At 36.7% G+C, this 20,465-nt stretch carries 15 protein-coding genes, 1 other RNA gene and 1 pseudogene; 9 read left to right on the forward strand and 8 right to left on the reverse strand.

Translation table 11 applies throughout. The features are described from left to right. The first annotated feature begins 1,505 nt into the window (after positions 1-1,505). Together AC0QT1_RS05920 and AC0QT1_RS05925 are read left to right on the forward strand one after the other, a co-directional pair. Positions 1,506-2,714 (forward strand): MFS transporter, encoded by a 1,209-nt coding sequence (locus AC0QT1_RS05920; RefSeq protein ID WP_473201846.1) that lies wholly within the window; start codon positions 1,506-1,508, stop codon positions 2,712-2,714. 187 nt (positions 2,715-2,901) lie between these two features. After that, on the forward strand, positions 2,902-3,741 hold the full coding sequence (locus AC0QT1_RS05925; RefSeq protein WP_473201847.1) for a TauD/TfdA family dioxygenase: 840 nt from the start codon (positions 2,902-2,904) through the stop codon (positions 3,739-3,741). A gap of 665 nt (positions 3,742-4,406) precedes the next feature. On the opposite strand, the gene AC0QT1_RS05930 is transcribed toward AC0QT1_RS05925, so the two are convergent. The 7 genes from AC0QT1_RS05930 to AC0QT1_RS05960 form a co-directional block, all read right to left on the reverse strand. Further along, entirely contained in the window at positions 4,407-6,200 is a 1,794-nt protein-coding gene (locus AC0QT1_RS05930) for an acetolactate synthase 3 large subunit (RefSeq protein WP_473201848.1), read from the reverse strand. A 270-nt stretch (positions 6,201-6,470) separates the two neighbouring features. Continuing rightward, entirely contained in the window at positions 6,471-7,343 is an 873-nt protein-coding gene (gene miaA, locus AC0QT1_RS05935) for a tRNA (adenosine(37)-N6)-dimethylallyltransferase MiaA (RefSeq protein ID WP_473200257.1), read from the reverse strand. Between the two features lie 635 nt (positions 7,344-7,978). Next, complete coding sequence (locus tag AC0QT1_RS05940) at positions 7,979-9,490, reverse strand: Do family serine endopeptidase (RefSeq protein WP_473200258.1); 1,512 nt, start codon at positions 9,488-9,490, stop codon at positions 7,979-7,981. Positions 9,491-9,641: 151 nt separating this feature from the next. Beyond that, entirely contained in the window at positions 9,642-10,577 is a 936-nt protein-coding gene (hflC, locus tag AC0QT1_RS05945) for a protease modulator HflC (RefSeq protein WP_473201849.1), read from the reverse strand. Positions 10,578-10,579: 2 nt separating this feature from the next. Further along, positions 10,580-11,725, reverse strand: coding sequence for an FtsH protease activity modulator HflK (gene hflK / locus AC0QT1_RS05950; RefSeq protein ID WP_473201850.1), 1,146 nt, complete (start codon positions 11,723-11,725; stop codon positions 10,580-10,582). 118 nt (positions 11,726-11,843) lie between these two features. Continuing rightward, entirely contained in the window at positions 11,844-12,353 is a 510-nt protein-coding gene (locus tag AC0QT1_RS05955) for a dihydrofolate reductase (protein WP_473200261.1), read from the reverse strand. After that, positions 12,350-13,144 (reverse strand): thymidylate synthase, encoded by a 795-nt coding sequence (locus AC0QT1_RS05960; RefSeq protein ID WP_473201851.1) that lies wholly within the window; start codon positions 13,142-13,144, stop codon positions 12,350-12,352. Before AC0QT1_RS05960 ends, AC0QT1_RS05955 begins: the two co-directional genes overlap by 4 nt. 207 nt (positions 13,145-13,351) lie before the next feature. Here AC0QT1_RS05960 and AC0QT1_RS05965 point away from each other — a divergent pair, with 207 nt between their 5' ends. The 3 genes and pseudogenes from AC0QT1_RS05965 to AC0QT1_RS05975 all read left to right on the forward strand — a co-directional run bounded on the left by AC0QT1_RS05965 (position 13,352) and on the right by AC0QT1_RS05975 (position 18,379). Further along, positions 13,352-14,659, forward strand: a complete 1,308-nt coding sequence (locus tag AC0QT1_RS05965; RefSeq protein WP_473200263.1) for an MFS family transporter — start codon at positions 13,352-13,354, stop codon at positions 14,657-14,659. A 567-nt stretch (positions 14,660-15,226) separates the two neighbouring features. Continuing rightward, positions 15,227-16,534: pseudogene (locus tag AC0QT1_RS05970) on the forward strand (MFS family transporter). A gap of 537 nt (positions 16,535-17,071) precedes the next feature. Next, positions 17,072-18,379 carry an MFS family transporter gene (locus tag AC0QT1_RS05975; protein ID WP_473200265.1) on the forward strand — a complete coding sequence of 436 codons (1,308 nt, stop codon included), beginning with the start codon at positions 17,072-17,074 and terminating at the stop codon, positions 18,377-18,379. Positions 18,380-18,454: 75 nt separating this feature from the next. Here AC0QT1_RS05975 and AC0QT1_RS05980 read toward each other — a convergent pair whose 3' ends face one another. Continuing rightward, complete coding sequence (locus tag AC0QT1_RS05980; RefSeq protein WP_473201852.1) at positions 18,455-18,760, reverse strand: DUF2853 family protein; 306 nt, start codon at positions 18,758-18,760, stop codon at positions 18,455-18,457. A 96-nt stretch (positions 18,761-18,856) separates the two neighbouring features. On the opposite strand from AC0QT1_RS05980, the gene ssrA reads away from it, so the two are divergent. From ssrA to AC0QT1_RS06000, 4 genes are all read left to right on the forward strand, one after another. Beyond that, positions 18,857-19,210, forward strand: a transfer-messenger RNA (tmRNA) gene (ssrA, locus tag AC0QT1_RS05985). A gap of 170 nt (positions 19,211-19,380) precedes the next feature. Then, positions 19,381-19,926 (forward strand): SspB family protein, encoded by a 546-nt coding sequence (locus tag AC0QT1_RS05990; RefSeq protein WP_473200267.1) that lies wholly within the window; start codon positions 19,381-19,383, stop codon positions 19,924-19,926. A gap of 7 nt (positions 19,927-19,933) precedes the next feature. Continuing rightward, positions 19,934-20,116 carry a DUF4169 family protein gene (locus tag AC0QT1_RS05995; RefSeq protein ID WP_473200268.1) on the forward strand — a complete coding sequence of 61 codons (183 nt, stop codon included), beginning with the start codon at positions 19,934-19,936 and terminating at the stop codon, positions 20,114-20,116. A gap of 11 nt (positions 20,117-20,127) precedes the next feature. After that, on the forward strand, positions 20,128-20,379 hold the full coding sequence (locus AC0QT1_RS06000) for a ribbon-helix-helix domain-containing protein (RefSeq protein ID WP_473200269.1): 252 nt from the start codon (positions 20,128-20,130) through the stop codon (positions 20,377-20,379). The last annotated feature ends 86 nt before the right edge of the window (positions 20,380-20,465 follow it).

The following is a 20,465-nucleotide window of genomic DNA, read 5'->3' on the forward strand; positions in this document are numbered from 1 at the left end:
TAATTGAAATTTTGTACCCACACATAATTTGTATCATCCCTTTGACAAAATCTTACATTTCTTAAACTGAATGTCCTATTCTATAGAAAAAACGACAGAAAATTAATGCATGAAATCAACTAAAATAACCTTTATATACACTTCTCTAACATCATGTTTAGAATTAAAGAAAATTGCTAAAGCAAAAACACGCCCACCACGATGAGCAATCAATTAAACAGAACAGTGAAGCTTTCAAAACCTTTTTAGCAAAAAGAGAACAAAAGATAAAAAGATCTCAATAAAAGCCGCTGAAAATTTATGGAGAATCTTTTACAGCCCCCATCCTCTCATAACAACTTTTAACAAATGCGTAATTTATGGCACGGGATAAACTACAACTAAATAATGAAGATAAAGACAAGATATTATTGCCTTCCTATCGTAGTCGCCAGCAATAGCAAGTGCTTTAAGAGAAGGCAAAAAAATGAGAATTTATAGAAACAAAACTTATGAGCTCTTTCCATAACAGAACTACGTCCGTCTTATCTTGTCAAAGAAAAATAAATCGCATGCCATAGTAAAATCATAGCGTATGGGTACATTGAATATAGAGAGCGTATTAGAATATGCAAAACTGATGGAACGCAAAAGTTTGTTAGCTTTCTAAAAAACCACTTGCTCAATTACAAAATCTGACACTCTCTAAATCAAAACTGCGATTTGTTGAAGAAGCATCTGCTTGGTCACAAAAACAATATTTTAAAAACATCAATAAGCATAACGCGCTAAAGTCACAAAAGACAAAAAACATTCACCTTTATGAAGAAAATATAATTGCACTACTCTATAGAAGACAATCGAAAAAACACAACATAGAGCTGGAGTTGAAAGTGCAAAAAACAAACGCTAAAACTTTCTGAAAGTTCTCAAGGATCTTTTTAATGCACAATTGAACAAGGACTTTTAGAATGTGGTCTAACTTCACAAATCAAAAAACAATGTCTCAAAACAAAGATAAACTTCACATGTAGCAAAAGAAAAATTCTAAAAATATAATCAACGATACACTATCTTTCCATGAACGCCTCTAAAATAAAATCATTTTTTATATAATGACCTCACGGTGTAATGCATTTCAGTTTTAAAATATAACGATAGTATTATTGATTAAAAAACAGAAACACGCACATTTTAAAATGTACAGTAACATGTCTTGCCAATTCAGGTGGAATAATTTTATAATTTAAGGCATTTTTAGGCTAAAAATATGACACACCCTCTCTTTAGGAAAAGAGCGTAAATCTTAAAAAAATGCGTTCTCAAAACAATAAAAATCATCAAAGAACGAAGAAGAGCGGGAAATGATTCAAAAAACCAAGAACCATCCAGCCCCTTCATTATTGGATTAAATATTCATTTTACACGAGAATATAACCATCAGCATAAAATACCTCATTTATTGTTGGCAATCATTATTAAAAAAGGCTACTTCATTAGAATACACTTTCATTGGAGGGGGCATAATGAGCAATAATAAATTTATAGAAAAAAATTATTATAGATGGATTGTATTGCTTGTTGCCACTATCGCTCAAGCATCAGCCTGCTTCTTTGTTCAAGGGATTGGTCCTTTAGCTGAATTTTTTAAGAACGATTTCTCGCTTAGTGACTCTCAGATTGGTTTGCTGTCTTCAGCAGCGCAGTTCCTCCCTATTATTGGGTTACTTGTCGCTGGCGAATTACTAGACAAATTTAACGAGCGCTATATTGTTGGAGTTGGCGCGGTCGGCGTTTCTGTCGCTCTTTTGTTGGGAGCAATCGCACATAACTATCTTTCCCTTTTGGTTTGTTTGCTCATTGTAGGGGGATTTTATAGTTCTGCTCAACCCGGTGGCGCTAAATCTGTTTCTGCATGGTTTCCACAATCGCAGCGTGGATTTGCAATGGGAATAAGGCAGGCGGGGCTACCATTAGGTGGGGCATTAGCTGGGATAGTTCTTCCTGCTAGTGCGCTTGTCTATGGCATACAAGGCGCGTTTTTGATCGGTGCCATAGCCTCTTTTTTAGGTGGATGTCTATTTATTATTTTTTATCACTCACCAGCAAAAGTTGTAGCTATCGTTCCAGAAAGCAAGGCAAGAGTTTCGTTCTATGCAAATGTAAAATCTCGTCTTGCAATGTTAGCTGCGCCACATATGAAGAATATTATTTTTTCAGGCGTTTCCCTTGTGATAGTTCAATATGTTTTAACCATTTTTATAACTGTTTATTTTTATAGAATTTATCACCTGTCTTTAGATAAAAGTGCTTATTTGTTTTTTGTTTCACAGGCTTCTGGTGCCTTAGGAAGAATTATTTTAGCAGCATGGAGTGATCATTGTAGAAAAGGACGATTTTTTCCTGTCTTGTTTTGCATGATTGCAGTCGTTTTTGGATTTTTAATATTAATTTTGGGCATGAGTGGATCCATAATTTATTTAACTCTTTTATCTGCTTGGTTAGGTTTTTTTGGATTGGGATGGTATGGCCCTTGGGTTGCTTATATTGTAGACTCTTCGCCGAAGGAAAGCGTTGGATTTTCTCTAGGTTTAGCAATGTCTGTAAATCAAATCGCAATTATTACTGCTCCACCATTATTTGGATTAATCCAAGATTTTACAGACACTTATTTACTAACATGGCTGATTTTAATTTTAATGATTGTTTTTTCACTTTTCTTAATAAAAAAATAGGGAAATATAATTGGGGAGGGAATTATAATGATAAATGAAAAGACTTTTGAATTGAGCAATGTCGAAAGAGACAAACTTTGAAAGGCTTTAGACCATATTATTTATGATCCGTACGGTGGTATTGAATATTCGGTTGAGCTAAAAAAGAGCGTTTCCGCTTCTACCACAGAGAATATTGACAATTCTTATGAATCAAAAGAGGTCTATTACTCCTAGACCATATTTAATCTTTGAAAATCTTCCAATTGATAGACAAATTAATACGTCACCTAATCCTTATAATTTAGATGCATCTTGTAAAAGTGGCTATATTAGCGAAAATTTAATTATGATGTTTTCTTTATTGATCGGAGAGCCTTATTCAATTAAGTTTGAAGGCGGACATAGAGTAAATAACCTAGTTCCTTTAGGGGATAATAAAAAAGATTATACAGGATTAGGATCTGAAGTTGAGTTAGATTTTCATATAGAAAATGCTGCACTAAAATTTATAACGGGTTTTAATTTATCTCCTAAAGGGATCCTTTTATCTGGTGTTCGCAATGATGTTAATGGTCCGTTAACGAGAATATCTGGTGCACGTCTAGCTTTAAAACTTTTAAGTGAGGAGGATTTGAGTAGCTTAAGGGATAATTTATATATAATTAACGTTCCCTATAGATGGAGAAAAAATGGAGTAACCTCTACAAGTAAAGTGCCCCTAGTTCAAGGGAACGGTGAATTCCCAGATATCAGCGCTGTTTTTTATCTGGGCATGTTAGAGCCACAGTCAAAAAAAGCTAAGGAAGCTTTAGACCATTTTTATGAAGCTATTAAGGCTGTATCTTTTGGAATTGATGTACAACCAGGAAGATTATTATACATTGATAACAGAATGGCTCTACACTCTAGAGATAAATTTTCTGGATCATTTGATAGTTATGAAAATCCAATGCGGTGGATTCAAAGAGTGTTTGTATCTGCAGATTTATGGAATCATAGAAATGTAGAACAAATAAAAGAAAGAATATTTGATTTTCAATGTTAATGACATGATAATGATATAAAGTTGAATGTTATTCTGGTTTATAGATATTGACGATACATCTCATATGTAGAGATTTCTCGCGCATAATCCAGTGAGATTACTAGCTGATTATAAGCTATGGTAGCTAATTGATTTTCTATGGCTGCATTTGATCTTTGTTATTTTTGCCCTTCCTTTCAAGCCGCTAGGGGGATTCTCCTCTCAAGCCCTTGAAAGAGCAATTTGAAGTAATTTCATAATGCGAAACCAAAACAGAGTGACAAACTTTTCTATTGTTTTCTCTATTATTTTCATAGGCATGACGGTTTGCATGGTTGCACCCTTCAAGCACGGTGGCTTTTTTCTTGCACGATGGAATCTTTCATATATGAGACGACATAATCAATTTATAACAAATAATTCAATATACTCTCTAAAAAATGCAACGAAATAGCTATTAATATGAATATATGAATTAAAAAAACAAACATTGCGTATAAATAAATTCAAACATAATTGAGCACATGACTTATAACATTTCTTTAAACCCCATGTCTTTAAACAAAGAATGAAAATCATAAAATGAGCTCTAAGGATAATAGGAACTCTCCACAAAGAAGAGACAGAGATGAAGACTCCAGAGACTTCATCATCACCATCCTTCATTATTTGCTTAAATATTCATTTTACACGAGAATATGACCATCAGCAGAAATAGCATTTGCAATTACTTCATCATTAGCCTCATCAGGCAACAGCATATCATTATGTGCACATCCAGATGGAATCATGGGAAAACAATTTTCTAAATTCTCAACACGACAATCGAAAAGAACTGGCTTATCACAGTCAATCATTTGCTGAATTTTATCATCAAGTTCATCCGGTTTTACACAACGAATACCAACCGCTCCATAAGATTCCGCTAATTTTACAAAGTCAGGCATAGAGTCTGTATAAGAATGAGAAAGACGATTGCCATGCAACAATTGCTGCCATTGGCGAACCATACCCATATATTGATTATTTAAAATAAAAATTTTCACTGGCGTATTATGCTGCATTGCTGTTGCAAGCTCTTGAATATTCATCTGAATTGAAGCGTCACCAGAAATACAGACAACAAGGGCATCAGGATGTGCAATTTGAACACCAATAGCAGCAGGAAGACCATACCCCATAGTTCCAAGACCACCAGAAGTCATCCAATGTTTTGGTTCATCAAAGCGATAATACTGGGCTGCCCACATCTGATGCTGTCCAACATCTGTTGTGATATAAGGACTTGCACTTTTACTCAGTGCATAAAGCCGTTCAAGAGCATATTGTGGCATAATGACATCTTTTCTCTCAGCATATGCCAATGAATTACGCGCTTTCCAGCCATTAATTTGTCTCCACCACATATCACGGCTTTCGCTTTTAAATATTGGTTTTTGCTTATGCAAGCATCGATTTATATCTCCTAAAATATGTGCTACATCGCCAATAAGTGGAACTTCTACTTTTACAATCTTATTGATAACAGAAGGATCAATATCAATATGGATAATGCGCGCATGAGGTGCAAATGCATCAAGTCGCCCAGTGATACGATCATCAAACCGTGCGCCAATAGCTAACATAACATCACAATCATGCATGGCCATATTAGCTTCATAGGTTCCATGCATTCCAAGCATTCCAAGCCAATTTTTACCAGAAGCCGGATAAGCACCAAGTCCCATGAGTGTTGAAGTGATTGGAAAATCCCCTAGTTGAACCAATTCACGCAAAAACTGTACAGCTTTAAGCCCAGATGAAATAACACCACCACCAGAATAAATAATAGGGCGTTTTGCTTCTGCTAAAAGAGCAACAGCACATTCGACAGCCTCCTCTTTTGACTGGAAATAAGAATGCGGAGCTTCCACAACTTGAGGTGCTCTATAAATACCTGAGGCAAATTGAACATCCTTAGGAATATCAATCAAAACTGGTCCCGGACGCCCTGATTGAGCAATAGAAAAGGCTTCATGAATAATTGTGGCAAGATCATTTACATCTTTAACCAAACAATTATACTTAGTACAGGGTTTTGTAATCCCAACTGTATCGGCCTCTTGAAAACCATTTGTTCCAATTACAGTTGTCGGTACCTGACCAGAAAAACAAACAAGTGGGATAGAGTCCATGAGTGCATCTTGTAAAGGTGTCACAGCGTTCGTTGCCCCTGGACCAGAAGTCACAAGCATAACGCCTACCTTCCCAGTACTGCGTGCATAACCTTCAGCCGCATGACCTGCTGCTTGTTCATGACGTACCAGAATATGCCGAACTCTATCTTGTTGATAAAGAACATCAAAAATAGGAAGAACAGCGCCACCAGGATAACCAAAGAGATGTTTAACCCCATGATCAATAAGAGCTTGAACCACCATTTCAGCACCTGACATTCTTTTTCCGTCCGCACTCTCTTGCATTCTTGGATGATTTGTCATTTTTCCCACTCGCTTACTTGATAGTAAAATAAAAAAAAGCCCCTAGAGGAGCCCATAAAAAAAGACCCCCAAGGAGCCCATTACACACAAAAAAATATATATTGTATGATCCCCTCCTCATTCCAATGCACAAACATATAAGGAAAACATTTCCTACAGAAGAGTTTTTAATTCTATTAACAGCATTCGTCAATAAAAAATTATACTTCCTAAAAAAAATCCCTTCATAAGGATTTTTTTAATTGCTTTTCAAGCTTCTCAACTCTTTTATCAAGAAATCAGCATCCATTCTTTATCAAATTGATGACGAAACCATGTCATTTGCCTTTTTGCATACCTCCTTGTTTGTGTTTTCACCGTTTCAAGAACGCTTTCAAAGCTTCTATATCCATCCAAGTAAGCTATAAATTCAGGTATGCCAATAGCTTTCATCGCTGGTAAAAAAGGAGAAAGTTTAAGCCTCTTCATGGCAGCAACCTCCTCTAAAGCACCTCTTTCAATCATGGAGTCCAACCGCTTATGAATACGTTCATAAAGCAATTGACGTGGTGGAAGAAGAAGAATTTTTTCTAAACAATTTGAAACAATGAGAGGTGTTGTTTTTTGCTTCTGCCACCAGCTTAACTTCTTACCTGTTGCCTCATAAACTTCTAAAGCACGAACAATACGTTGACCATCTTGTGAAGAAATTTTCTCAGCAAGAACAGCATCAACCTGTAAGAACTGGTGATAAAGACTTTCAGCACCCTCTTGATCAAGCCGAAGTCGCCATTTCTGGCGTACAATATCCGGAACATCAGGGATTTTTGAAATTCCCTCTAAAAGAGCACGGAAATAAAGCCCTGTTCCACCAACAAAAATAAGTGACCTTGATGAAAATTTTGTCAATAACTTCTCAACATCAAGCAACCATTGTCCCACTGAATAATTCAGTGCAGGACTTATATAACCATAGAGATAATGTGGAACAATTGTCGTATCAGCCTTTGTCGGACGTGCCGTTAAAATATTTAAAACATCATAAACCTGCATTGAATCCGTATTAATGATAAGGGCATTTTTTTCTTGAGCCATCTGTAACGCAAGTGATGACTTTCCACTTGCAGTTGGCCCAGCTATCAATGTAATTGTTCTCTGTGTCATGAATAGAAATCTCTACTTCCACCAAACAAAAATTTCTTGCAACACACATAACAAACCACGCAAAATCTGTATTTCATCTCCATTGTCATAGAGTAAATACTTCAAACGAAATACAAACAGAGCTTTTATAACTAAAACAGTAAAAGTATCTATAATAGTTTTGCTCCCTCGGAAAAATGAATCCAATCATAATACAAAAAAATCTCAAGGGACTTATTCTGTTTATCATTATTCAACAACACAATACATCTACAAAATTTTTTTAAAGAAAGCATTATAAATAAATATATTTCTTACAATCATATAAAAAATAACCCTTAAGATTCACGCATATAATTAAATAATTTTATATTTTTATACGAAAATAAATAATATTCTGATTTATAAGAAGAAACGAGTGCATCATTTTCTTCACACTCCCATTTACAACCATTACTAACCATTACTCTTTCATCAACAACAAAGCAAAATGCAGTAATGCTCATAAATTACCAACTCTAAAATATTAATCTCTCCGAATAATTGCTATTTGAAAACTGAAGAGTACAATCTCTTCCCTATCGTAGATTTTAAGGGTGATAATAAAAACACAAAGTAATGAGAAGCAGATGTAAAAGCTTCAATTCCCAAAACTATTAATCCATTGGAATTGTTACAAGACGCAACTCTCCATCTGGACGAGCAACGATGAAGAGAGCATTTTTACGCCCAGCTTCACGTAATTTATGAAGACGTTTCTTAGCCTCATCAATCGTTGTAACAGAACTTTGATTGATATCAACAATCACTTCACCAGTGCGAATACGCTTTTTATCTGCCGTGCTATTTTTTGCAACAGACGCCACCACCAATCCTCGAAGTTTATCTGTAATTGAATAGCGGTGACGCAAATCTGTTGTAAGTTCAGATAATGTCATTCCCATAAATTGCATTGTCACATTTTTTGATACAGCACTACTTTTGTCACCATCAGATTCTTCTACTGTATTTTCATCTGTCTCAACCAAACGACCAAGCTTAACTTTTACTGTTTTTTTCTGTCCGTTTCGAAAAACAGTAACATCCACTACTTTGCCTTCAGAACTTTCCGCTACTAAACGCGGCAAATCACGCGCATGCTTAATTTTTGTATTTCCAAAGTAAAGAATAACATCTCCAGTCTGTAACTGGCTATTATCAACATCAGCATGTTCTATTTTACCAGCAACCAATGCTCCCACAGCTTTTTCTAGCTTTAAACTTTTTGCAATATCTTCAGTTACTGGCTGAATACGAAGAGCCAACCAACCACGCCTTATTTCTCCAAAATCACGCAACTGATTGATAACAGCAAGAGCCATCTCTGATGGTATAGCAAAACCAATACCGATCGAACCACCAGAAGGTGAAATAATTGCTGTATTAATACCAATTACCTCACCATTTCTATCAAATAACGGACCTCCAGAGTTTCCTCGGTTAATTGCTGCATCTGTTTGAATAAAATTATCATAAGGACCAGCATTGAGATCACGATTGCGTGCAGAAATAATACCAACTGTCACACTTCCACCAAAACCATAGGGATTCCCAATAGCCATAACCCAATCACCAATACGGGCTTTTTCTGAATCACCAAAACGTACAGCTTTTAATTTTTTACTTCCTGCGTCTACTTGAAGAATCGCCAAATCAGTTTTGCTATCCTTTCCAAGCAATTTTGCTTTTAGTTTTGTACCATCGGTAAAATTAGCTTCAATATCATCAGCATCAACAATAACATGGTAATTTGTAACAATAAGCCCTCTTTGCGCATCAATCACAAAACCAGATCCCAAAGAACGTATCTTTTGAAACTGACTATCTTTTTGACCATCTTTGGGTGTAAAAAAATCACTAAAATACTCTTCCAACAATGAATCTTTTGGTATAGCAGGCACGGAAGTATGCTCGTCTTGTTCTGTACCATCGACGGTTTGTGCCGTGGAAATATTCACCACCGTCTCTAAAAGTTCAGCAGCTAAATCAGGAACAGAAGGTGGTGTATTTTTTATCTCTTCTCCCCAAGACAAACTGCTTGATTCAAATAAAAACAAAACCACACAAACAACAATTTTTGTGATAAAGAACCTCAAAGACGTATTTTTATCTACGACATTTCTACCCATAATCTGCCTTTAACAAAATGCTGCAAAGAGCCTTACTCAATTTAACTATGCAAAATGAGTACGGCTCAACACTCTACCATTCTCATCATAAAAAAAACAACCACAAAGCACACTTCTTACGTCAAATCGTAGCCACGATCGATTGTTGTATCTATTCTCCCATGAGTTTTGGTTCCGTCTTACTGAGGTTTGTATTCATTGTTGATGGAATTTTTCCCTTTTCTTTCTGTGGATTACGAAAATAGAAAAAGAAATCCTCATTTGGTGAAATCACCATTGGAACGCGCTCCAAATTCTTATATTGTTCCATCGCCAACCAAAAATCATAAAAAGATGGATTAGTCTTTCTTGTATTGAGTAACAAACGAATACTTTCAGCTTGACCTTCACCACGGGTAATTTCAGCATCACGCCTTGCCGCTGCTACGATCTCTTCATATTCACGATTGGCTTCTGCTACAATACGATCACGCTCCTGCTGACCACGGGCACGAATATTTTCCGCTACAGCTTCACGTTCAGCTGCCATTTGCCGATAGACATCTTCTGAAACAGCATCAGTCAAATCAGTTTTGCGAATACGCACATCAACAATGGTAATACCCAAAGACCCTGCATCGACAGAAAACTGCCGCTGCACTTCAGCCATCATTGCACCCCGTTCATCTGATAAAGCTGCTCTAAATTCTCTCTTACCATAAACAGCCCGCAAAGCATCAATAAAACGCGGTGCAAGATTTTCACGCGCAGCAATTTGTGGACGCCCTGAAGCAATGCGCTGTAAAAACAACTTAGGATCCATAATACGGTAAATAAAGAACGCATCTACTTCATAATAAGCCCCCCCTCTCACCTGTACAGATTGTGTTGGAACATCGTACCGTAACAACCGGTTATCAACAACAATCATCTTATCCACGAAGGGCACTTTTAAATAGATTCCAGGATCAGACTCTACCTTTACAATTTGCCCAAAACGCTTAACGGCTACTTGTTGACGAGGATAGACAATAAAAATAGACATCCATAAAACCATCAAAAGAAAGACTATGGAACTAAAAATAAACAAGAAACGAGACTGCTGCATAATTAGCGTCCTTCCAAAATACGAGAATCTAATAGCGGTGCAGAACGTGCTGGCATTTTTTTCGCATTTTCTGATAAATTATTACGCAGCAATTCGTTCAGAGGAAGATAAGGCACTGCTGAAGAATTTATTTGATCAAGAACCAACTTGTTTGGCGAAGAAAGAATACGCCCCATTGTCTCCATATAAAGACGATAACGTGTAGCCTCTGGTGAAATTTCAGCCTCACGAACTATAGCCTGAAAACGCTCAGCTCGTCCTCTTGCCTCTTCAACCATTTGTGCCTTTTCACCTTTTGCGATTTCCCGTGTCCGTGAAGCTTCACCATTTGCTAAACCAATCTTCGTAAAACGCACACGATTTCCTTCTTCAATCATTCGCCCACGTTCTTGTTCTGCCTGCTGAACAGAATTAAAGGCAGCAGCAACCTTGGTAGGAGGAGCAGCTTCACTGATCGACACACGACTTATTTCAACACCAAGTTGATATTTATCCACCGTCAATTGGATAATTTTTCTAACGTCACCAGCAACTTCTTCTTTCTTATCACGTAAAACATCATCAACAGGCCTTGAACCAATGACTTCACGCATTGCACTCTCAGCAACCTGACGAACTGTTCCCTCTTGATCACTCACATTGAACAAAAATTGACTAGGATGTGAAATCCGATAGTAAACAGAAAAATTAACATTCACAATATTCTGATCACTCGAAAGCATTAAACCTTCACTCTGTTGCGCCTGACCAGACTGCCCACCAATTGCAATTGTTTTTTCCGTTAAAGGTACTTTCATATAAGTCTCAATTGGCCAAAAGTGAAAATGCAAACCATCGCCGATAATTCCTACTTTAGGAACACCAAAACGCAATTCTACAGCCTGTTCATTTTGCTGAACAATATAAACTGACTGATACAGCCAAAAAAACACAGCAAGCAAAAACAATAGCCCCCAAAGGCCACCTCCGCCAAATTGTTTAAGCTGATTTTGCCCTTTACGCAAAATATCATCAAGACTGGGCCCTCTATCACCACCATTATTGCCACCAGAACCAAAGATATTCTTAGCAGGTGTTTTTTTCTCACCACCGAGTTTATTTTTATCGCCACTCCATGGGCCACCACCATTTTGATTTGTCCAGGGCATTATCACCTCTTTAACTAAATACCATTAACCAAATACCAACTTTTTACTTAACCTTATAGGATGGCTCTTGTCTGATTACAATGGAACCGACAGGCTCTTTCCACTTAATTATAAATGATTATCTCCGCTCATAAACTACAAAACGTGTTGGATGACTATCTTTATCTCCTTCAGAGATATATTGTGATTGCACAATAGTCCACTTTTCTTTATCGAAATCAGGAAAAAAACTATCACCTTTAATGGAAGCTAAGACTTCTGTAAGGAATATTTTATCAGCAATCTGTAATCCCTGTTGAAAGATTTCACCACCACCAATAATAAAAATTGCATCTGCACCCCTTTGAGAAGCTTCTCTTTTTGCAACAGAACAAGCCTGAGATAAAGAGTGAGTAACAACAGCACCTTCAGCTGTGAAAGCAGGATCACGAGTAATTACAATATTCATGCGTCCTGGTAACGGACGTTTAAGAGAAACCCAAGTTTTTCGTCCCATAATAATGGGTTTACCAAGGGTCAAAGCTTTAAAGCGTTGCAAATCTGTCGACAGACGCCAAGGCAAGGCACCTTCACGGCCGATAACGCCATTTTCTGCAACAGCTGCAATTAAACAAACTGGAAGAATCATACTGCTACCGGTGCCTTGATATGGGGTTGCGCTTCATAATTAAGCAATTCAAAATCCTCAAATTTAAAAGAAAAAAGATCTGTTACCGTTGGATTTATATGCATAAACGGCAAAGCATTTGGACTACGAGACAATTGATATCGAGCCTGTTCAAAATGATTAAAATAAAGGTGTGCATCACCAAGGGTATGAATAAAATCACCGACTTGAAGTTCACATACTTGGGCAATCATCATTGTTAATAACGCATAAGAAGCAATATTGAATGGGACACCTAAGAAAACATCTGCTGAACGTTGATAAAGTTGGCAAGATAATTTACCATCAGCAACATAAAATTGAAAAAGACAATGACAAGGTGGAAGAGCCATCTCCTCTATGAGTGCGGGATTCCAAGCAGATACAATTAAGCGACGAGAATCGGGGGTTTTCTTAATCATAGTCAAGAGATGACTCATTTGATCAATATGCCGTCCATCGGGAGCAGGCCAAGAGCGCCACTGATAACCATAAATAGGACCAAGATCCCCTTTCTCATCAGCCCATTCATCCCAAATTGATACGCCATGGTCCTTCAACCATGCGATATTTGTATCACCTTTAAGAAACCACAAAAGCTCATAAATGATTGAACGCAAATGCAACTTCTTCGTTGTTAATAATGGGAATCCAACCTGTAAATCAAATCGCATTTGATAACCAAAAACCGACCGCGTTCCAACACCCGTTCGATCCGCACGATCCGTGCCTTGATTTAAAACATGAGACAAAAGATCAAGGTAGTTTTTCATACAAACATTATGGACGATTCTGTCGAATATAGAAATTGTAAAATTTATAAAAAAACAATTTAAATTTCCTTTCAAAACATTTTACACAAGAAATTCTTATGTTTCGATTAAATTTTTGACGCAAAAGATAAAATACTGTAGACAACCTTTAGGAGAATAAATAACAGGGGGAGTAAACTATATGAAGATGAATAAAGGGATAGACTTATGGAGAATGAAACAACTTTAGCGCCGCATGATACACGAAAACGTATCTGGGCTATTGTGTCCAGTGCATCAGGTAATCTAGTAGAATGGTATGACTTCTACGTTTATTCTTTTACATCCATTTACTTTGCATCACAATTCTTTCCTTCAGAAGGTAATGTTGTTACGCAACTTTTAAAAACTGCTGGCGTCTTTGCTATTGGTTTTTTGATGCGTCCAATTGGTGGTTTGCTTTTCGGCTTCATTGCTGATCGTTATGGACGCAAACGCTCAATGCTTATTTCTGTTTTTATGATGTGCGGTGGTTCGTTCTTAATCGCCCTACTTCCTACCTATGAAACCATTGGAGCAGCAGCAGGCATTCTTTTACTGTTACTTAGAATGCTTCAGGGACTTTCTGTCGGTGGTGAATACGGTACAACGGCAACTTATATGAGTGAAGTTGCTCTCAAAAATCACCGTGGATTTTTTAGCTCTTTCCAATACACCACACTGATTGGTGGACAGCTTCTCGCTAGTCTCGTTATATTCATTCTAGCGCTTTATCTGAGCGAGGATCAGTTAAAAGCATGGGGATGGCGTATTCCCTTTGCCATTGGTGGGCTTGGAGCAATTGTTGCAATCTATTTACGCCGCTCACTCCATGAGACAACCACCAAAGAAAGTCGTTCTAGTAAAAAAGCTGGAAGTATTATAGAACTTTTTTCCAACCATTCGAAAGCTTTTTTTCTAGTGATTGGTTTTACCGCTGGGGGATCACTCACATTCTACACATATACAACCTATATGCAAAAATATCTTATCACCACGACTGGATTTGATAAACATACGGCTACCACTTTAATGACTGCCGCACTCTTTGTTTTTATGTTACTTCAACCTGCATTTGGTTTTCTTGCTGATAAAATCGGAACAAAAATATCTCTACTTATTTGGAGTACTTTATCGATTATTTTTACAATTCCTGGCCTTAATCTGATTGGCAAAACTGATAATACATGGATTGCTCTATCAGTCATTATTGGAATGCTGTGCATTATGAGCTTTTATACCTCCATCTCTGGTATTGTAAAATCAGAAATGTTTCCCGCTTCAATACGGGCAATAGGAGTCGGACTTTCTTATGCTATTGCCAATGCATTGTTTGGTGGTTCTGCTGAATATGTAGCCCTTGAATTAAAAAAGCTTGGCTATGAATCTGTCTTCTATTTTTATATAACTGGCATGATGATTATTGCATTTATTGCTATTCTCTTGATGCCCGATGCCCGAAAAAAGGGATATCTTCAAAACGATGATGTCCGTTAAATTTTTTTCTATGAAATTAAACAAAAAAGCTCAATAAATTGAGCTTTTTTGTTACGAAATTCATAAAGAAAATTAAGTATTTACAAAATATTACGCTGCTCTCTTCTATAAGGAAAAGCAGTAATCTTTCTTGCTTTAACACAAACCTTGGAAAACAAATTATCGAACTTTATTATAAGGACATTATTTTCTAACTTTGGTAAATTTAGTCCCTTTAAAAAATCACAAAAGCAAGTAATTGAAAGCAAAAATACAGTTTCATTATTTCTCAAAAGACGCGCATAATCTATAAACTAAATCGTGTTTGTTAGTATAGAAAGCCTCATTCTCAAAAATTAAAGCTACTCTTAAAAAGATAATAAAAATCAAGAGAAAATCTTGTAAGTAAACATTACTATTGATTTCATTTTAATATAAAAAATAGAAACTCAAAAAACTCTAATTCCAATAAAGCATCTCAAAGAGCTTTCATAAAAAAACAACCCTTAGTAATTGAATTTTGATGGCTCAAATTATAAACAACGTTAAAGAGAAAAAATAAGGATAAGTATTAAAAGGGGATATTTCATGAAAAATGAAACAACTTTAGCGCCAGATGATACAAGAAAACGCATATTTGCTATCATAGCGAGTGCATCAGGAAATTTAGTAGAATGATATGATTTTTATATTTACTCATTTACATCGATTTATTTCGCATCACAATTCTTCCCTTCAGACGATATTCTTGTGACAACACTCTTAAAAACCGCAGGGATTTTTTTTGTTGGCTTTCTTATGCGCCCTATTGGAGCATGGCTCTTCGGCTTTATTGCCGACCGTTATGGACGTAAACGCTCAATGCTTATTTCCATTTTTATGATGTGTTGTGGCTCATTCCTCATTGCCATCCTTCCCACTTATAAAACTTGGGGAATAACATCAGTCTTCCTTCTGCTTTTAATCCGTATGTTTCAAGGACTTTCCGTTGGTGGTGAATACGGTACAACAGCAACTTATATGAGTGAAGTCGCCCTCAAAAATCGTCGTGGGCTCTTTGCTTCCTTTCAATATGCTACAACGATCTCAGGACAACTTCTTGCCAGCTTGGTTATCTTTATTTTATCACTTTATCTCACTGATGATCAGCTAAAAGCATGGGGCTGGCGTATTCCCTTTGTGATCGGTGGCTTAGGAGCAATCGTTGCCCTTTATCTGCGTCGTTCGCTCCATGAAACAACCACTCAAGAAAGTCGTTCTAAACAACACACTGGCAGTATTAGCGTACTTCTAGATAACCACACAAAAGCTTTCTTTCTGGTTATTGGTTTTACAGCAGGAGGATCGCTCACGTTTTATACATACACGACTTACATGCAAAAATATCTGATAACAACCAGCGGTTTTAATTCACATACAGCAACAACGATAATGACTGCTGCACTTTTTATTTTTGTGTTACTCCAACCGCTCTTTGGTTTTCTAGCCGATAAAATTGGAGCAAGAGCTTCCCTCATCAGTTGGAGTACCTTATCCATTCTCTGCACAATTCCTGTGCTAAAAATGATTGGAAATACCCATAATCCATGGGTCGCATTCTTAATCATCATTGGAATGCTTTGTATTATGAGTTTTTATACATCCATCGCAGGGATCATAAAAGCAGAACTTTTCCCTGCTTCAATCCGCGCAATCGGAGTTGGATTTGCTTTTGCCATTGGTAATGCACTGTTTGGTGGTTCTGCTGAATATATAGCTCTTTGGCTAAAAATTATAGGATATGAAACTGTCTTTCCTTTTTACATCATTGGTATGATGATCATTGCACTCATCTCAATTCTCTTGATGCCAGATATAGACAAAGGAGGATACCTTAAAGACAATGAGGTCCATTAAATTTTCTACACAAAATAAAAAAGCCTAAGCAATTAGGCTTTTTTATAATGAATGTACAAATATTTAAAATAACAAGCAAATAATAGAAAGTCATTCACTTCTTAGAGCTCACCCTACAAGAAAAAATATAATGCTCCTCTATAAGGTGAAGAAGATGTTTATAAGACTCTGTCTTGTTTAGATTTTATCGAATAAATTGAATTTTTAGCACATAAACAAGAAAAAGTTACGCAACTTTTTTACATTCTTCAACCATCTTATCGGTAACTTTTATAAAGAACTATTGAAGCACTCTTTTTACTAACATTTCATCCAGCTTGAACCTCTTTTTCAACACACGTCGCCTTTTAGATTCGGTATGATGATTTTTATCCTCCTACAAAATAAAATCCTCATGAAGCGCAAACTTATAGCCCACATAAATCCTCTGAAAGAGCTTTCATAAGAAATTATTATATACAATTGAATTTTAATGATACAAATTATAAAAAACTTTAAAGTGAAAAATATAAACTATAAACCAAAGGGAAGCACTTCATGAAAAATGAAACAACTTTAGAACCAGATGATACAAGAAAACGTATTTCTTCTATTATATCCAGTGCATCAGGGAATTTAGTAGAATGGTATGATTTTTACATTTATTCATTTGCGTCGATTTACTTTGCACCACAATTTTTTCCTTCAAATGGCGATGTTGTTACCCAATTTCTAAGAACGGCAGGAATCTTCTTTATCGGTTTTCTTATGCGCCCAATTGGAAGTTGGCTTTTTGGCTTTATCGCTGATCGCTATGGACGCAAGCGTTCAATGCTCATATCTATTTTTATGATGTGTGGAGGCTCTTTCCTCATTGCCATCCTTCCAACTTATGAAACTTTAGGGATAACTGCCGCAATTTTTCTGCTCCTCATCCGAATGATGCAAGGACTTTCAGCCGGTGGTGAATATGGTACAGCTGCAACTTATATAAGCGAAATTTCTCTTAAAAATCATCGTGGTCTCTTTGCTTCTTTCCAATCTGGTACGCTTATTACTGGTCAACTTTTAGGGAGTTTTATTATCTTCATTTTGGCACTTTATCTAACGGAAGACCAATTAAGAGCATGGGGCTGGCGTATCCCTTTTGCGATTGGTGGATTAGCAGCACTCGTTGCACTTTATCTCCGTCGTTCGCTTCATGAAACAACCACGAAAGAAAGCCGTTCTAGAAAACGAACGGGAAGTCTGAAAGAGCTTTTCAGCAAACATTCAAAAGCTTTCTTTGTTATTGTTATCTTCGCCTCTGGAGGATCTCTTACATTTTACACCTGTACGACTTATATGCAAAAATATCTCATCACAACCACCGGATTTGATAAACATACCGCAACAACTTTGATGACTGCTGCACTCTTTATTTTCATACTCCTTCAACCCCTATTTGGTATCCTAGCTGATAAAATTGGCACAAAAAATTTACTTATCCTTTGGAGTGCACTTTCTACTCTCTTTACAATTCCTGGACTTCTCATAATCGGTCATACGCATAATCCATGGATTGCGTTGTCAACCATTATTGGAATATTCTGTATTATGAGCATGTATACATCCATCTCTGGTGTCGTAAAATCAGCAATGTTTCCTTCCTCAGTACGAGCATTAGGAGTTGGTCTCTCTCATGCTATTGGGAATGCATTACTTGGTGGTTCTGCCGAATATGTAGCACTCGGATTAAAAAATATGGGACATGAATCACTCTTTTATTTTTACGTAATCGGCGTGATGATCATGGCATTCATTGCTACCCTCTTTATACCGGATATGAGCAAAGGAGGATATCTTCAAGAAGACGAAACCAATTAATCCTCTATGCTAAACAAAAAAGCTCAAAGAATTTTGAGCTTTCTTGTTCTTGAGCAAAATTTAGTTTAAAATTGTTTAAACTTTATCAAGTGCATTTAATTGCTTGGCGACCAAATAATAAAAGGTCATACGGCTTTTTCTGCGATCTCCAGACATCATTTCCGCAACTTTTGACACAGCCTTCTTAGCACTCTGCTCATCCGCGCCTAATACATCTCGAACCCATTTTTCAACGCGTTCTAACTCTTTTGGATCCGATGTAGCAACCAGTGATGCATCCTGTTTTTTCATCACCAAAGCTAAGCGATGTCTTAGCCGTTCTATTGCAGCCTCATCGGGATTTTGGTCATATAATTTAATATCTGCTAGATCATTGGTCATTTTGCACCCTCTCCTCTCCAAAAATTAGCGACTGTACTCTACAACCGCATCACAGAGCTTCTCATAATAATTAGAGGATTAAAAATATTAACAACCCCCCTTTTCTAAAGACTCGTCTTCATCTATATTTAAAGTGCTGGCTTGCCAGCTATGGTAATAAATGGACAATGGAATAAACTTATTGGACCCGGGGGCGGTACCCGGCGCCTCCACCAAAATATAATACAAAATTATACTTTGATGGGGGCGAAATAGGATCGACAAGAGTGTAAAGATTGCTCTTTTACTCGGCATAGTACCACCGTTATCGGGCTAAATGAGTAGTTGCAAATGACAACTATGCGGAAGCACGTCTCGCCGCTTAAGGTGGTGTGAATGCTTCAAATTAAGCCTTAAACCGTCGCAGGTTTAAGCGGGGTTCGGAGGCACCTGGCAACAGAAGCCTTCACCTTTATAAAGACGATCAATTGATCTTCGAGACATTTTTTGTCATAAAATTTCATATCATTTTTTGAGTGATTTAAGTACATATGAGACAAAATATTGCTAGCTTAAAAAGACATTCTATAGCAAAATACTCCGCACGCTCATCTATCGTATGAAATAAAAGGAAAGCTTCGATGGTTCAAGATCAAGTCCGTTACGATATTCTCGTTCAGGATGCACTTCGTGGGGTTATCCGTAAAGTTTTATCGGAAGTTGCCAAAGCAGGACTTCCAGGAAATCATCATTTTTTTATTACTTTTTTGACCAATGCCCCAGGCGTAAAAATCTCTCCTCGTCTAAAAAGTCGGTACCCAGAGCAAATGACAATCGTCTTACAACATCAGTTTAGAGATTTAAGTGTTTCAGAGCATGCCTTCGAAGTAACACTTTCCTTTAGAGAAATTAGCGAAAAACTTGTAATTCCTTTTACCTCTATTCAAGTCTTTTATGACCCTATAGCAGCATTTGAAGCAGCATTTGATCTCCCCTCGAACCTTACTTCTGGAGAAGACAAAAATTCAGAAAATGCTCCAAGTACACCGACGGTTCTATCAGACAAACAAAAAAAAGAGAACTCGCTTATAAAAGAACAAAATCCTAGTCCAAATACAGATCCCTCAAACAATGATATCAAACCAAGTGCTGATGTTGTTTCTTTAGATTCTTTTCGCAAAAAATAAGTGTTTCATGACTAAAATCATTAATCTTCGTCAATTTCGAAAACAGAAAAAGCGTGCAGAACAAGCTGTTCATGCAGAAGAAAGACGCTATCGTTTTGGAAGAACAAAAGCTGAAAAACTTTTCGAGCAAAAAGAATCTTTAAAAACGCAAAAATTTCTTGATCAAAATTATTTAGAGCGCGAGGAATAAGAATAAAAAGAATGCATGAAGATACTTTCATCGATTGGTCAAAAGTAATTTTGCGAAAAATATCTGTCCGTATTGATGGACATGCAACAAGCGTATCTTTAGAACAACCATTTCTAGATATCCTCAAAACCATAGCGCACAAAAAAAAACAATCTTTAGCCTTTATTATCACCGATATTGATAGCAAAAGACCACCAGAAGTAAATCTTTCGTCTTCGTTACGCATTTATGCACTTCAAAGCGTTCTCACCCAACGCTTTTAATATTTGTTTTAGTTTTTAAAATCTCTGTCCCTTATTCAACCGAAGAGAGTATGTTTTTTTGGACCTAGCATTCAGATGAAAAAAGT

It is taken from the genome of Bartonella sp. P12B, assembly GCF_055796185.1.

Bases quoted from the DNA above. Each gene is read 5' to 3' on its own strand.
- AC0QT1_RS05960 (WP_473201851.1), bottom strand. From the start codon at position 13,144: ATGAAAAACTACCTTGATCTTTTGTCTCATGTTTTAAATCAAGGCACG.
- AC0QT1_RS05930 (WP_473201848.1), bottom strand. From the start codon at position 6,200: ATGACAAATCATCCAAGAATGCAAGAGAGTGCGGACGGAAAAAGAATG.
- AC0QT1_RS05920 (WP_473201846.1), top strand. From the start codon at position 1,506: ATGAGCAATAATAAATTTATAGAAAAAAATTATTATAGATGGATTGTA.
- AC0QT1_RS05955 (WP_473200261.1), bottom strand. From the start codon at position 12,353: ATGATTCTTCCAGTTTGTTTAATTGCAGCTGTTGCAGAAAATGGCGTT.
- AC0QT1_RS05965 (WP_473200263.1), top strand. From the start codon at position 13,352: ATGGAGAATGAAACAACTTTAGCGCCGCATGATACACGAAAACGTATC.
- AC0QT1_RS05975 (WP_473200265.1), top strand. From the start codon at position 17,072: ATGAAAAATGAAACAACTTTAGAACCAGATGATACAAGAAAACGTATT.
- AC0QT1_RS05990 (WP_473200267.1), top strand. From the start codon at position 19,381: ATGGTTCAAGATCAAGTCCGTTACGATATTCTCGTTCAGGATGCACTT.
- AC0QT1_RS05995 (WP_473200268.1), top strand. From the start codon at position 19,934: ATGACTAAAATCATTAATCTTCGTCAATTTCGAAAACAGAAAAAGCGT.
- AC0QT1_RS06000 (WP_473200269.1), top strand. From the start codon at position 20,128: ATGCATGAAGATACTTTCATCGATTGGTCAAAAGTAATTTTGCGAAAA.
- hflK (WP_473201850.1), bottom strand. From the start codon at position 11,725: ATGCCCTGGACAAATCAAAATGGTGGTGGCCCATGGAGTGGCGATAAA.
- AC0QT1_RS05980 (WP_473201852.1), bottom strand. From the start codon at position 18,760: ATGACCAATGATCTAGCAGATATTAAATTATATGACCAAAATCCCGAT.
- AC0QT1_RS05940 (WP_473200258.1), bottom strand. From the start codon at position 9,490: ATGGGTAGAAATGTCGTAGATAAAAATACGTCTTTGAGGTTCTTTATC.
- hflC (WP_473201849.1), bottom strand. From the start codon at position 10,577: ATGCAGCAGTCTCGTTTCTTGTTTATTTTTAGTTCCATAGTCTTTCTT.
- AC0QT1_RS05925 (WP_473201847.1), top strand. From the start codon at position 2,902: ATGAATCAAAAGAGGTCTATTACTCCTAGACCATATTTAATCTTTGAA.
- miaA (WP_473200257.1), bottom strand. From the start codon at position 7,343: ATGACACAGAGAACAATTACATTGATAGCTGGGCCAACTGCAAGTGGA.